7 protein-coding genes are annotated in these 14,525 nt (G+C 39.4%); 2 read left to right on the forward strand and 5 right to left on the reverse strand.

Annotated elements, in window-relative coordinates:
• Nucleotides 1-11 precede the first annotated feature (11 nt).
• Entirely contained in the window at nucleotides 12-2,159 is a 2,148-nt protein-coding gene (locus tag CFY84_RS03785; protein ID WP_088822853.1) for an AmpG family muropeptide MFS transporter, read from the reverse strand.
• Between the two features lie 203 nt (nucleotides 2,160-2,362).
• Here CFY84_RS03785 and CFY84_RS03790 point away from each other — a divergent pair, with 203 nt between their 5' ends.
• Entirely contained in the window at nucleotides 2,363-4,957 is a 2,595-nt protein-coding gene (locus CFY84_RS03790; RefSeq protein WP_088822854.1) for a Lon protease family protein, read from the forward strand.
• A gap of 61 nt (nucleotides 4,958-5,018) precedes the next feature.
• Here CFY84_RS03790 and CFY84_RS03795 read toward each other — a convergent pair whose 3' ends face one another.
• Together CFY84_RS03795 and CFY84_RS03800 are read right to left on the reverse strand one after the other, a co-directional pair.
• On the reverse strand, nucleotides 5,019-6,254 hold the full coding sequence (locus CFY84_RS03795; RefSeq protein WP_088822855.1) for a dihydroorotase: 1,236 nt from the start codon (nucleotides 6,252-6,254) through the stop codon (nucleotides 5,019-5,021).
• A gap of 11 nt (nucleotides 6,255-6,265) precedes the next feature.
• The gene (locus CFY84_RS03800) at nucleotides 6,266-7,285 is read right to left on the reverse strand and encodes an aspartate carbamoyltransferase catalytic subunit (protein WP_088822856.1); all 1,020 of its coding nucleotides are present in this window, start codon (nucleotides 7,283-7,285) and stop codon (nucleotides 6,266-6,268) included.
• 157 nt (nucleotides 7,286-7,442) lie between these two features.
• Here CFY84_RS03800 and rlmKL point away from each other — a divergent pair, with 157 nt between their 5' ends.
• Entirely contained in the window at nucleotides 7,443-9,647 is a 2,205-nt protein-coding gene (gene rlmKL, locus CFY84_RS03805; protein ID WP_088822857.1) for a bifunctional 23S rRNA (guanine(2069)-N(7))-methyltransferase RlmK/23S rRNA (guanine(2445)-N(2))-methyltransferase RlmL, read from the forward strand.
• A gap of 40 nt (nucleotides 9,648-9,687) precedes the next feature.
• Here the strand turns inward: rlmKL and CFY84_RS03810 are convergent, their stop codons facing one another.
• Both CFY84_RS03810 and clpB read right to left on the reverse strand, forming a co-directional pair.
• Nucleotides 9,688-11,748: an SEL1-like repeat protein gene (locus tag CFY84_RS03810; RefSeq protein WP_143218755.1), complete on the reverse strand. Its 2,061-nt coding sequence runs from the start codon at nucleotides 11,746-11,748 to the stop codon at nucleotides 9,688-9,690.
• Nucleotides 11,749-11,880: 132 nt separating this feature from the next.
• A complete protein-coding gene (gene clpB / locus CFY84_RS03815) occupies nucleotides 11,881-14,463 on the reverse strand; it encodes an ATP-dependent chaperone ClpB (protein WP_088822859.1) in 2,583 nt (860 codons plus the stop codon).
• Nucleotides 14,464-14,525 lie beyond the last annotated feature (62 nt).

The following is a 14,525-nucleotide window of genomic DNA, read 5'->3' on the forward strand; positions in this document are numbered from 1 at the left end:
TCCTTTCTTTGCTATGAAATAGATTGATGTTTATTTAATAGTTTTGAAACCCAGATCACCAAAACCAAAATTGGAATCCCCAATAAGGCTGTCATCATAAAAAATTGTGGGTAGCCAATATGCGTGACAATGGTTCCTGAATACCCACCTAATATTTTCGGCGTTAAGGTCATCAGTGAACTAAAAATAGCATATTGTACTGCAGTGAAAGAGACGCTGGTTAAACTTGAAAGAAAGGCAATAAATGCAGCCCCTGCCAATCCTGATGCCAAATTATCAATAATAATTGCAACATAGAGCCAAGTAGAACTGTACGTTTTAATCACTTTACCTTCAATATTTACCTTATCTGTTGAGACAGGGTTAATCAAGGGTAATGCTTTGACATCGACCGTTAATGCATCCGATATAGGTGCTGTTGTCGTTTGATATGTCAGCATTTTTCGTTCTAATACCTGATTATTTTTATCATAAATTAAGACATTTATTTGTTTATTTATGTTTTCTAAAAGTATTTTTTGGTCGACTTGAACATTAAAAACACCTGATGCATCAGGTGATGGCATATAGTGATGATCGCCAACAGATACAACGATTGGCTGATCCGCTCTAGCGCGATTTAATCGATCAATATATTGTCCTTTAAGTACATATTCTTGCTGTGAATGAACAGTCGACACTAGATTTTGGCGATTCAGAGGAAATATCTGAACCTGTGATGGGCCATCTTCTCGTAGTATAGGCAATTGCATTGCAACTTTAGAATGTGGTGCCTGCTGATACTGGGTATGAACTTGAAGATAGTCTTGATTTGCAAAATCACTAGATGGTGCGCTTAGCTTCCAATATCCAACCTCATCAGGCCACACGGTATAATGGTGCTCACCAATTTGAACATTGACGGCATCTAATGGCTGACCTGACTTGACTAAGCCAATAAACATTAAATTGGTAGAACTGGCTAAAATAGCACCAATAAACATCAATTTCATGATGTTAAAACGTTGTGCAAGTAAACCGCCTAAAAAGCCACCCAATAATGAAAAAATAACGCCATAGAATTTTACGGCTTTAGCAATTTCTTCTTTGGTAAAATTTAAATCCTGATAAAATACATTCGAAATCACGCCTGCAATAATATCTGAAATACGATAAAAACCAATTAATAGCAGTAAAACCAATGCCAGCTTAACACCATAACGCGTGAAGAAATCTTGAATTGGGCTCACCCAAATTTCAACAGCCATCTGTTTTTTAACTATACCAAAGCTTACCAATGCCCAACCAATACATACAGCACTTAAAACCGCAGCGACAAAGCGAATACTTTCAACCACAAACAATAAAATATTATCTTGAATCGCAAAAGTTTGTGTGATGAATGTCGTGACAGGATTAAGCAAAACATAGCTTGAAACAAAGCCTGTCACTGCTAAAAAGAAGACAGCTACCAAACGAAAATAATCTTGGGCTTGATATTGCTTTGCACTACGGCTTACTTCAGGCTCACGAATCACAAGTGTGGTCACAATTCCTATCACCATGACAAGTGCCATGGTTAAATATGTCCATTTCCATGCACTATATATATAATTTGCTTTTGAGGTACCAAGCCATGCTGCTAAAAATAACGCACCTGCACCCGCAATGATCATACCAATTCGATAACCTGCATTGTATGTTGAGGCAAGTATCGTTTGTATTTGTGGATCGCCTAATTCAATACGATATGCATCAATGACAATATCTTGAGTTGCTGCAGAGAAGCCAAGTAATACCGCACCCACCGCCATTTGAACAATTGCTTGCTGTCCTAATGCTGGATTGGTGAGTGCCATAATAACAATGGCAAGCACAATCATGAATTGAGCAACCAACAGCCATGCACGTCGTCGGCCTAAAAGCCGTGTGAGTACAGGGATCGGAATTTCATCAATTAAAGGTGCCCAAACAAATTTAAATGAATAGCCAAGCGCAGCCCAACTAAAAAAGGTTACCGCACTTTTATTAATGCCTGCCTCACCAAGCCACAGTGATAAACTCGAAAAAATCAATAATATAGGGATACCTGCGGAGAATCCCAAAAAAAACATAACGAGCGCACGGCGGTCAAAAAACGCCAAAAATGCATGGGTCCAACGTTGGCTTGGCATGGTCATGAGATCACGATATTCTTATTAAATATGAAAGTGGTTATTCAAAACCTTTCAGACCAATCTTGCAACAAGATAAGGTGCTTTGTTACTTTTTTCATGCATTTTAAATGGTCTTAGTGTGCAGATTGTTTTACTATGAATGTACCTTGACGTAAAACACCAGCGTTTATTTTTCATTTTACAGTAACTTCTATAGAATTGATCAGATGAATTCAGCATTACCAAAGAACACCGCGATAAAAACCACAGCAACCAAGCACGGCGTCATTTCTGCTTTTGATCAGCCATCTATACAAACAACATTACAACAAACCGTGTTACGTCCTGACAAGCTCACGCATTTAACCAATTTAAGCAATGTACCTGCATCGACACGTCGTATTAAACCGCTCAATAACTTTTTAGGACAAGATCGTGCCCGGGCATCTGTTGAAGCTGGGATTTCGCTGCCATATTCAGGGTACAATATCTTTGCTGTAGGTACAGCAGGACTCGGTAAACGCACCATGATTCAGCGACTGTTAAAGCAACACGCTAAATCAATGCCAACGCCGAATGATTGGGTTTATGTGAATAACTTTGAAAATGCACGCCAACCTATCGTACTGCGCTTTCCAACAGGGCAAGCGGTTAAATTTCAAAATCAACTGCATGAAAATTGGCAAACAATATTAAGACAGCTTGAACGTCGCTTTGGTGCGGAAAAATATCGTGATGATATTGAACTCATTCGCCAACAAACTGGACGTGAACAACAAGATGTCTTGGTTGACCTCACCCAAAAAGGTGAAGAAATTGGGTTAAAGCTCACCACCCGCAATGAACAACATTGCTTTGTCCCTGTGCATACCAAAGAATCTCAAGTACAAGAAATGACGCAGGATGATTTAAGTACGCTATCGCCTGAAGAGCGTGCTGAAATTACAACCAATGTACGTCGGATGAATAAAAAGCTTGAACGCTTGGGCTTAAAACTCGGTGATTTAGAAGATGTTGCTCGTGACCAAGTTACAGAGCTCAACCGAGAAATTGCACAACAAGTGATTATTCCTCGAATTGAAGCGTTAATCAAAAAATATAAAATGGTTGATGGCTTACAAAATTATTTAGAGCGCTATGCTGCAGATATCATTAATAATGTTGAAGCTGTACTTGAACAAGCAGAAGATGATTTTATTCCCGCTTTATTTAGCCGTGTGCCCTCTCGCTATCAAGCCAATGTGGTGGTAAGCCATACGCTCAATGAAGGTGCACCGGTCATTTTTGAAGATTTTCCAACCCATTATAATTTGTTAGGTCATGTTGAACAACTCACCCAACACGGCACCATTACCACAGATTTCACGTTAATACGTGCAGGCTCACTCCATCAAGCCAATGGCGGTTTTTTAATTTTAGAAGCTGAACATTTATTAGAACAACCATATGCATGGCAAGGTTTAAAACGTGCTTTAAAATCAGGTCAGCTAAAGCTTTCCTCGTTAGAGCACATGCTAACATTAACCGGCAGTATTTCAATTGAGCCTGCTGCAATTCCATTAGAACTGAAAGTGGTTTTATTGGCAGAGCCTGATGTTTATTATGAAATCTTAGAATTAGAACCTGAGCTTGGTAGTGTTTTTAAAATCCGTGCAGACTTTACAGATACTCTTGAACGCAATGAAGCCAATGAACAAGCCTATATGCAGCTCATTGCAGACTATGTCCAAGTAGATAAACTTTTACCTTTTGATCGCTCTGCCTTGGTCGCACTGTTAACAGATTCAAGCCGTCAAGCGGAAGATCAAAGCTCATTGTCTTTGCATGCATCCACATTGGGAGATTTAATTCGAGAATCTCACCATCATGCATTACAAGCGAATGAAAAAACGGTCACAGATAAACATATTAATATGGCGTTACAACACCGTCAGTACCGTTTAGGCTATTTACGTGAGCTGTATTGGCAAGATTTATCCCGTGGCACACAACTCATCGAAACCCAAGGTCATCGCTTAGGTCAAATTAATGCCCTCTCTGTAATTCATTATGCAGATGTCGAATTTGGTTTACCCTCAAGATTAACAGCCTCTGTATATCAAGGTGGTGGTGATATCTTGGATATTGAGCGCAGTGTTGAATTGGGTGGTTCTTTACATGCCAAAGGCGTGTTATTGATGTCGAGCTTTTTAAAAGCCCATTTTGGTCGTGAGCAAATTTTACACTTTTCAGCTGCACTTGCTTTTGAACAAAGCTATGGACAAGTAGATGGTGACAGTGCAACTGTTGCAGAACTTTCAGCCTTAATTTCAGCCATCAGCCAAATTCCACTTGATCAATCATTTGCGATTACAGGTTCAATGAATCAATTGGGGCAAGTTCAACCTATTGGTGGTGTCAACGCTAAAATTGAAGGTTTCTATGATGCTTGCCAACTACAAGGGTTTACAGGTAAGCAAGGCGTTATTATACCTCGGCAAAATATGCAACATTTGATGTTACGCCAAGATGTGATTGAAGCAGTTAAAGCAGGACAATTTCATGTCCATGCCATTGATACCATTGACCAAGCATTAGAATTACTCATGGCGCGACCTGTGGGACAATTGGATAAAAAAGGTCAATACAGCAAAGGATCAATCTATGCAGCCGTGATGGATCAACTCAATTATTGGCAATCTATTGAAGATGGTGCAGTCGAAGAAGAAAAACCAAAGAAGAAAAAAAAGAAAAAGAAAGACGTTAAAAAAGTCGCGGTAGAGATGGCAACAGAAGAACCGCCTCAGCCTGAAGTCACCCTGAGTAGAAAAAAGAAGAAATAAGCTTTGACTCAAAGAAAAGCCAGCACAAGTGCTGGCTTTTCTCACTGATTGGTCAATCGACTTACCGATAAAACGTCTGTTTTACTTGACCTGTCAATTGTTGCCCAATCAAGGGGGTATTTTTACCTTGTGAATGCATAGATTCAGAGTTCAATACCCATATTGCTGTAGGATCAATTAACACCCAACCTGCTTGCTGTTGCCATGTATTAAGCATATTGGCGACATGTGCCGGTGCAGTGGTCACCTTTTCAACCCATTGTAATGGTGTTAATACCCCTTCATTGACCAATTGCACACCCAATGCCACATAACTGTCAAATGCAGAAATACCTGCTTCTGTTTCTGAAAATGGTGCTAATTTGGCTGAACCATTTAACGGCTCATGATGGGTACAAATCGCATCAATAATACCCGCTTGTACGCCTTCTCTTAATGCCTGCTTGTCTTTCTCTGAACGTAATGGCGGTCGCACATGAGCCAATGCATTAAAACCATCAATCAATGCATCGGTTAAATGCAATTGATGCATTGCTACATCTGCCGTAACAGACAAGCCTTTGTCTTTAGCAATTTTAATCAGCTCAACTGATGCACCACATGACAATAAGCTAAAGTGAGCTTTCACACCTGTTGCTTCAACCATCAATAAATATTTAGCAATCGCTACCGTCTCTGCCAATGTTGAAATCATAGGCAAGCCTTGGCGCGAAGCCACAAAACCTTCATGTACACAACCATCTTTGGCAAGTTGTGCTTCTTCAGGGTAAAAAATGACTGTTAAATCTAAGCCTGCAGCATATTCAAGAGTTCTTAAAATCACATCATCATCGGCAAAAGGGGCATTGGCATTCGATACAAATAAACATCCACCTTTTTTCAATCCTGCCATATTGGCAGGTTGTTGACCATTTAACCCTTGGGTTTGTGCACCAATAATACTTAAGTGAATTTTTCCATCTTGCCACGCTTTCTCGACCAAACCATGAATCAAAGCGCCGTTGTCTTGCACAATCGGTTTTGAATCTGGTGGAGTAATCACATGCAAAATTCCTTGCGCACGTGCTGCATGTCCTTCAGATTTTAATGTACCGTGCTGCTGTTGCCCCGGCTCTCGTAAGCGTGCGCAGAGATCGACCATACTTGGCATCAGCCACAATGCCTGACCATCAATGGTTTCATCGACCTGATCTAAATGGGTAACACGTTGACCTGATTTAAAGTAGACAGTTTCAATATGGTCGGTCTGTTGAATGGGATCAAGTACACGAACATTTTCAATTTTTACCGCAGTCATGTGAATTCCCCTTATTCAGCCATCATTGTGTTTAGTAAGCCTTGTGCTTCCAATTGACCTTGCATTGCCAAAGCCAACACAGCCATACGAACAGCAATACCATTGGTGACTTGATTTAAAATGACAGATTGCGGACCATCGGCAATACTCGATGTAATTTCAACACCACGATTCATCGGTCCTGGATGCATTACAATACAATCTGGTTTTGCTGTAGCTAAGCGTGTTTCATTAAGCCCATACAATTTATGAAATTCTAACTGCGATGCCAATGCAGGTGACTCAATACGTTCATTTTGAATACGCAAAGTCATAATGACATCACAATCTTTCACCCCTTCATCCATGTTTTTAAATAGGCGGACTTCATCGCCATATTCATCAAAGCCATAAGGTAGCAAAGTATTCGGGGCAATCACGCGAATATCTTTACAACCCAATGTTTGTAAAGCAGCTACATCTGAGCGCGCCACTCGCGAATGCTTAATATCGCCAATAATAGCAACGCTCAGTTCAGAAAATGGTTTTTTAGTTTCACGGCGGATCGTTAACATGTCTAGCATGGCTTGGGTTGGGTGTGCGTGTCGCCCATCCCCTGCATTGATAATTGCCACATTTGGACAAACATCTTTGGCAATGAAATGTGCTGCCCCAGATGACGAGTGCCGTACCACAAAAATGTCTGCTGCCATGGCTTGTAAATTCCACAAGGTGTCACGTAGTGTTTCACCTTTTGAAGTACTTGAACGTGCTATATCAATGTTCAATACATTGGCAGATAACCGTTTGGCAGCTGCTTCGAATGTCATTCGTGTTCGTGTTGAGTTTTCAAAAAACAAATTCATCACCGTGCGCCCTTCAAGAAGTGGCGAGGTAATTAATTGATTGTTATTGTTTATAAAGGTTTCAGCAGTATCTAAAATTTGTGTCAGTGTGGTTTCAGACAAACCTTCTATGCTGACAAAATGTTTTAAGTGTCCTTGTTCATTCAATTGAATCTGACTTGGAGTATGTAATCTTGCAAAATGCATAGAAGATTCCTGTAGACCGCTTTAAGTTGACACATTGTATCGGAAAATGCGCCTCATTCGCAGTCATGGCAATACAAAAAATCGAGAAATAACACAAGCCAAACAGGCGTAAAATACGGTAAAATCCCCCTTTGCTTGTTTTGTTTTGGAAGTTTTCATGAATTCACCACAACGTTTGTCTACCTATTGGGTTACCTGTGCTGATGGCTTAGAGTTGTTATTAGAAGAAGAAATAACGCTATTAGGTGCAACCCACATCGAACGTCGTACGGGTCGTTTAATTTTCAAAGGTACTCTCGAAACAGCTTACCGAATTTGCTTATGGTCACGCCTTGCCTCTCGTGTGGTTATGCCAATTTATGAACATGAACTGGAACACACTCATGATGTTCGTGATGTCGCAGAAGAGCTATTTGAAGGTGCAGTAAATTTTGATTGGTCTTTAATTTTTGCACCGCAAAGTACCTTTGCTATTCGCTTACATGTTGAACGTGATATTAAGGTCAACACGCAATTTGCCACCTTACGTGTTAAAGATGGTGTTGTTGACAGCTTTATGGACACCGTGGGTAAACGTCCAAGTATTGATATTAAACAACCTGAAATTACCCTCTATGTATTGGCAGGTAAAACATCACATTTTTATTGCCTAGATTTATCAGGTGATTCACTGCATAAACGTGGTTATCGCCACTATATGACAGATGCGCCAATTAAAGAAAATTTAGCAGCAGCGATTTTGCATAAAGCACAAATTGCGACTCTTAAACCTGATTTAATTTTAGATCCAATGTGTGGTTCAGGTACATTTATTATTGAATCTCTCATGATTTTAACAGACCGTGCGCCAGGCTTAACACGTCGCTTTGGATTTAATGGTTGGCATGGACACGACCACGATTTATGGACACAAATTAAATCAGAAGCTACAGCACGACATGAAGCAGCCTTAAACCAACCACTGCCGCAAATTCATGCTTATGATGCAGATTGGGATGCGGTGAAAGCCACGCGCTTAAATTTAGTGGCAGCAGGTTTCGAACCAATTTTGCATCAAATTAAAATCGAAGAACGTACTTTAGCCGATTGGCCTGACTTTAACTTACAAGCCGGTCAACGTGCCTTTGTTGTCACCAATCCCCCGTATGGCGAACGTTTGGGTGAGAAAGCATCAAATAAAGCGCTATACATGGGTATATCATCACGCTTACAAACGTTCTTTCCTCATCAACCTGTAGCAGTCATTGCAGCACAAGTTGAACAAGCTGATGTCTTGGCCTTAAATGACCCAAAAACCTTACGTTTAATGAATGGTAAATTGCCAATTTATGTGCGTTTAGGTGAGGTTAAAGCAGCACCAGTACAACAACCCTTTCTACAAACTTGGCATGCTGAACCTGTTGAAGTGGAAGGTGCACAAGATTTTGTCAACCGCTTACAAAAAAACATGACGGCACTAAAAAAATGGGCCGTGAAAGAGCAAGTTTATTGTTTACGTCTTTATGATGCAGATTTACCTGACTTTAATGTTGCAGTTGACTTATATGGCGACCGTTTACATGTGCAAGAATATGCACCACCAAAAACCATTGACCCAGAAAAAGCCAAAAAACGCTTTAACTTGGCATTGGCTGCAATTCGTGCTGTCACCGGCTTAAATCGTGATGCAATTTTCATTAAAACACGTGCCAAACAAAGTGGTAAAACGCAATATGAAAAACAAAGTACAGCCTCAAAACGCTTTGTTGTTCGAGAAGGTAATGCTCAATTACTTGTTAACTTAACTGACTATTTAGACACAGGATTATTTTTAGACCACCGCCCAATTCGTTTGAGAATTGCAGAAGAAGTACGTGGAAAACACTTCTTAAATATGTATAGCTATACATCTACTGCCAGTGTACACGCTGCACTTGCTGGTGCTGCAAGCACAACAAGTGTTGATTTATCAAACACCTACCTGAATTGGTCTAAAGAAAACTTTGTGTTAAATGGTTTAACGGTAGATCATGCCGATGAGCAACATTTATTTTTCGCAGCAGATTGCTTTGAATGGTTAAAAGAAGGTCATGAACAATATGACATGATCTTTATTGACCCACCTACCTTTTCAAACTCTAAGAAATTTCATGGCACATTTGATGTGCAACGTGACCATATTTCTTTATTAAAACGTGCAATGAACCGTTTAAGTTCAGGTGGTGTGGTGTACTTTTCAAATAACTACCGTGGCTTTGAAATGGATGAAGAAATTTTAGCCATGTTTGATGTCGTTGAAATTACAGCATCCACCATTGCACCTGACTTCAAACGAAATCAAAAAATCCACCGTGCATGGCAAATCCGTCATTACGGGGTATAAACACCGATGTAGGTTTGACTGTATTGAAATACAGTCAACCTTAAAAAATTAAATGCCGTTCGTACAGTTGAATCACTGATTTCATCCAAGTAGGAATGGCATTTTTTGCGCTTTGTATTTGTTTTTTATATTTCATTTTTGCCAAACCAAACCCTTCCGGAACATGAATTTGTTCACTGAGTACCTGATACCTCGTTTGCGGATCTAATTGCAGTGCATTTTTGCTCCAATACTGTGCCAAATATATATTATTTGCCATACCTTGAGCATATAAATTGGCACATGCATAAATATAAGCAATCTGTGCCAAATGTTTTTTAGTGAAACAATGATGTTCTAAAATATAGGGTAAATAATCCGTTAATATATAATCCCGTTGTGTAGGTTCAGCCAAAAAAATGGCGTGTGCATAAGGCACAAATGCAGCATGGTCATGCTGTTTAACCGCTTTTTCTAACCAAGTATATGCACTTTGAATCATATCGCGATCGACCATATGCGGGTAGTTGTCTAAAACTTGCTGCAATAATTTTTCGCCTTGCTCAAGATAAGCAGCTGTCACTTCTTGATCTAGCGCATGCTGTAACCAGTAATCAGCTTTCTGAATATTCATCTGATGTGGTACATATAAACCATCCACATGTGAGCCCAAATATAAGCAATACATTTGCATCATACTTTGAGCGTGTCCAGCTTCTGCAAGTTTTTGCAACATGGTTTCTATAATATGTCGTTCACCAATCTCACACAGGGCCAACCAAGCCTGTTGAATTTGCATGTCTACTTTTGCAGGTGATCCGGTGGATAAAATCAAAGCTAAGTCGATATCTAGCTGTGCAAAACATAAATTATATTTGCCTGATTCTGACAACGCATACCAAAGCAACATAAAAAAGCTACTACGCTTACAGGCAGCAGTTCTTAAAATAAAATTTTCTAAATAAGCGAGCTTTTGATGCTCAAAGCAACTTTGGTAAAACAATAAAATACATTGAAAAATACGCTCTTGGGACTTCAGTTTTTGTTGCAATCCATTTTGGTGCTGACCTACCAATGTATAATATGCGGCATCTAGTTTATGAAAAATAATTTCTTTTAATGGCTCAGATAAACCCTGCATGGTGTGTATAACGTCTGTGTAAAAACAGATTTCTGCAATAAAGACATCAACTTTCTGTATAGGATCAATCGACAAAGAATGTAAATAATCAATGATCTCTTCTGCATGCAATAAGGTATTTACATCTAATGCATTGTCATACTGTAAACGCTCTAACTCATGTAAATAGCGCTCACAATATAAAGGCTGTACCACGCTATTTGGCAATTTATCACACTGATCACTATATAAAAAACAATCAAATAGAGGATAGCTGTCGGTATCTAACTTTAAAATATTTAAAACATAATGGCGATAGGCATAAAAAGTAGGTTGATGTGCCAAACTGCATTGAAATAAATAAGCACTGGTTGTATCAGCATCAATATTTGGCTGAATTAAACAAGGAGAGATGGGCGCTAAAGGCAGTTCACCACCTAGATCTGACAACTTTTCGATGCTGTCTGCTGAATAATTAATATGTTGAAGTGTTTGTAATTGATAGATTTCTGTTGGGGTATATGAAGTATGTGTATTGATTAATAGTTCAAGGATACGGATATAAATATCTGGGCAACGTGACATAAACGACATCGCGTGCAAATACCAATAAATACTGACATCCACAAAAATTGAACGTTGCTTGGTTGTATGTTGCATGGGCAGATGATGCTGCACATCATTTGCAATAGCAGCCCAATACTCTGCAAGTAAAACACTACTTAAAAAACCAGCATCTTGTTTATGCCACAAATTCAGCGTATTTAGAACATCGCGATCATCTATATTACAATCAACAAAAAGCTCATCTAAAGCACGTAACTCAATTGGATCTTCATAGCGCATTACTCGTGTCTGTGGCAATGAATAATGATCAAGCCAACGAATATAAATTCTTTCGTAATACCTTTGAACCGCTTTAAAATCTTGCTTTTTAATGAGTGATCTAAATAATTTTATTCGACTGATAAAATGATTCAGCTCAGATGAAATATAGCGCATACCCATCACAACCTATCAAAATACAGTTAAAATGATCTCTTTATCATAGTCTGATCTCACCTATTTATGCTATCTAAATTTGTAGATTAAAAAAATCCCAGCGACTCGAGCTGGGATTTTCTCTTCTATTTATTAACTTGGTTTTAACTTATTAAACGTTAAATGCCCGTTAATGCCTTGAACAATAATGTGGTCATGCGGCTCAAAATCTGCAGATAAAATCTTTTGTGCCAATGGGTTTTCTATTTGTTGCTGAATGGCACGTTTTAAAGGGCGTGCCCCATATACAGGGTCAAACCCTGAATCCACTAAAATATCAAACGCACTGTCATCAATCGTTAAACCAATGTCACGCTCAGATAAACGATGGCGTAAACGATTTAACTGAATATCTGCAATACCTCGGATTTGTGATTTTTTCAAACCGTGGAATACAACAATTTCATCAATTCGGTTAATGAATTCTGGACGGAAATGCTGATTGACTTCAGACATCACCACTGTGCGTACTTCATCTTCCGACGCAGATTCGCCCAATTCACGAACCTCTTGTGAACCTAAGTTAGAGGTCATCACAATCACTGTATTTTTAAAATCAACCACACGGCCTTGCGAATCAGTTAAACGACCATCATCTAAAACCTGCAATAAAATATTAAAGACATCGGGATGTGCTTTTTCAACCTCATCAAATAAAATGACACTATAAGGTTTACGACGAACCGCTTCTGTCAATAAGCCACCTTCTTCATACCCTACATAGCCTGGAGGTGCACCCACCAAACGACTTACAGCATGTTTTTCCATGAACTCGCTCATATCAATACGAATCATGGCATCATCTGTGTCAAATAAAAACTGTGCCAATGCTTTGGTCAACTCAGTTTTACCAACCCCTGTTGAGCCCAAGAATAAAAACGAACCACTTGGACGATTAGGATCAGACAACCCTGCTCTTGAACGGCGCACCGCATTCGATACTGCAACAACCGCTTCTTCTTGCCCAACCACGCGCTGATGTAAAAAATTCTCCATATTTAAGAGTTTTTCACGCTCGCCTTGCAGCATTTTAGCGACAGGAATACCTGTTGCTGCACTCACCACTTCAGCAATTTCGTTTTCAGTCACTTTGGTACGAATCAGTTTTGGCTCTTCTGCATCTTCTGCCAATTCATCTTCTTGTGCCAAAGCTTTCTCAAGCTCAGGAATTAAACCATATTGTAAGCGACTTGCTTCCGTCCAATCGCCTTCACGCTGTGCTTTTTCTAAAGCTATACGTGCTTGGTCAAGCTTAACCTGTGCTTGTTTAGTGCCTTCGACTAAGGTTTTTTCTTTACGCCATACTTCTTCTAAACTGTCATACTCTTTTTGCAAATCATTAATTTGCTGAGTGAGATAATCTACTTCCGCTTGGCTACCACTGTCTTCATCTTTTTTTACAGCTTCTAATTGCATTTTTAACTGAATAATGCGGCGGTCTAAACGGTCTAATGATTCAGGTTTTGAATCAATTTCCATTTTTATGCGCGATGCAGCCTCATCAATTAAATCAATCGCTTTATCAGGCAATTGACGGTCGGTAATATACCGCTGCGACATTTTAGCTGCAGCAATAATTGCCGCATCTAAAATTTTTACACCATGATGCACTTCATAACGCTCTTTAAGACCACGTAAAATCGCAATTGTATCTTCAACACTTGGTTCATCAACCAATACTTTTTGGAAGCGGCGCTCAAGTGCAGCATCTTTTTCGATGTATTGACGGTATTCATCTAAGGTTGTTGCACCAACGCAGCGCAATTCACCACGCGCCAATGCAGGCTTTAGCATATTCCCTGCATCCATTGCACCATCGGTTTTACCTGCACCAACCAAGGTATGAAGCTCATCTATAAATAAAATAACTTCGCCATTTTGTTTGGCTAGATCATTTAATAAAGCTTTCAAACGCTCTTCAAATTCACCGCGATACTTTGCACCTGCCAATAACGAACCTAAATCCAAAGATAATACCTGTTTGCCTTTTAAGCCTTCAGGAACTTCACCTTTAATAATACGCTGTGCTAAACCTTCAACAATCGCAGTTTTACCTACACCTGGCTCACCAATTAATACTGGATTATTTTTAGTACGGCGTGATAATACTTGAATCGTCCGACGAATTTCTTCATCACGACCAATCACAGGGTCAAGTTTACCGAGTAAGGCACGCTCTGTTAAATTCACTGTATATTTTGCCAACGAATCACGTTGCGCTTCATAATTATCGCTCATCACTTTTTCACTACCTCGAATATGATCAATCACTTGACGAAGTTTTGCTGTGGTTACACCACTTTGTGACAACAGCTTTTGTGTACTTCCCGTTTCTGTTAAAGCAAGCAAAACCCAATCTGTTGATAAAAATGCATCACCTGATTTTTGAGCATGACGATCTGCCAAATTCAGCGCTTTGACTGCCTCTGCATTTAAAGTCACTTCACCTGTTGGATTAGACAACGTTGGCGCATCTTGTATGGCCTGTTCAAGTTTGCTTTTAAGTGCAGGTAAATCGGCACCTGCTTGCTGTAACAAACTTAAATTTGCAGCATCTTCAAGTAAAACACTTAAAAGATGAATACCATCAATTGATGTATGGTCTTTGCCAACAGCAAGTGACTGTGCTGCTGACAATGCAGAGGTTAAACTGGTTGTAAATTTTTCAAATTGCATATCAATGCCTCAATATTTTTTTAATCTAGGTCTTATATTGGGATAAAAAAAATATTTTCAAT

It is taken from the genome of Acinetobacter apis (assembly GCF_900197575.1).
In the GTDB taxonomy this organism is placed as follows: domain Bacteria; phylum Pseudomonadota; class Gammaproteobacteria; order Pseudomonadales; family Moraxellaceae; genus Acinetobacter; species Acinetobacter apis.